The 1,326-nt window shown below is 71.5% G+C and carries 1 protein-coding gene; it reads left to right on the forward strand.

Features of this window, described 5'->3' with window-relative positions; translation table 11 throughout:
• On the forward strand, positions 1-1,318 hold a 1,318-nt coding region (gene cimA, locus ACWGIU_RS38005), incomplete at its 5' end, for a citramalate synthase (protein ID WP_453712667.1).
• Positions 1,319-1,326 lie beyond the last annotated feature (8 nt).

Raw genomic sequence — 1,326 nt, forward strand, 5'->3', positions numbered from 1 at the left:
GGTGCGGGCCCTGCTGGAATCCGGCGCCCCGGTCATCACCCTCGTCGCCAAGTCCCACGACCGCCACGTCGAGCTCGCCCTGCGCACCACCCTCGACGAGAACCTGGAGATGGTCCGCGACACCGTCTCCCACCTGGTCGCCCAGGGCCGCCGCGTCTTCGTCGACTGCGAGCACTTCTTCGACGGCTACCGGGCCAACCCGGAGTACGCAAAGTCCGTCGTCCGCGCCGCCCACGAGGCCGGCGCCGACGTGGTCATCCTCTGCGACACCAACGGCGGCATGCTGCCCGCCCAGGTGACCGCGACCGTCGCCACCGTCCTCGCCGACACCGGCGCCCGCCTGGGCATCCACGCCCAGGACGACACCGGCTGCGCCGTCGCCAACACCCTGGCCGCGGTGGACGCCGGCGCCACCCACGTCCAGTGCACGGCGAACGGCTACGGCGAGCGCGTCGGCAACGCCAACCTGTTCCCCGTCGTCGCCGCCCTGGAGATCAAGTACGGGCGCAAGGTGCTGCCCGACGGGGCGCTCGCCGAGATGACCCGGATCTCGCACGCCATCGCCGAGGTCGTGAACCTCACCCCCTCCACGCACCAGCCCTACGTCGGCGTCTCCGCCTTCGCGCACAAGGCGGGCCTGCACGCCTCGGCCATCAAGGTCGACCCGGACCTCTACCAGCACATCGACCCCGAGCGGGTCGGCAACACCATGCGGATGCTGGTCTCCGACATGGCCGGCCGCGCCTCCATCGAGCTCAAGGGCAAGGAGCTCGGTGTCGACCTCGGCGGGGACCGCGCGCTGATCTCCCGGGTCGTGGAGCGGGTCAAGGCCCGGGAGCTCCAGGGCTACACCTACGAGGCGGCCGACGCCTCCTTCGAGCTGCTGCTGCGCGCCGAGGCCGAGGGCCGCGCCCGCAAGTACTTCCGTATCGAGTCGTGGCGGGCGATCGTCGAGGACCGCCCGGACGGCACCCACGCCAACGAGGCCACGGTCAAGCTGCGGGCCAAGGGTGAGCGGATCGTCGCCACGGCGGAGGGCAACGGCCCGGTCAACGCGCTGGACCGGGCGCTGCGGGTGGCGCTTGAGCGGTTCTACCCGCAGCTCGCCAAGTTCGAGCTCGTCGACTACAAGGTCCGCATCCTGGAGGGCACGCACGGTACGGAGTCCACGACCCGCGTGCTGATCGCCACGACCGACGGCGAACGGGAGTGGTCCACGGTCGGCGTGGCCCAGAACGTCATCGCGGCGTCCTGGCAGGCCTTGGAGGACGCGTTCACCTACGGCCTGCTGCACGCGGGAGTCGAACCGGTCGAGTAGCCCCCGCC

The sequence above is a fragment of the Streptomyces sp. NPDC054840 genome, from assembly GCF_053611065.1.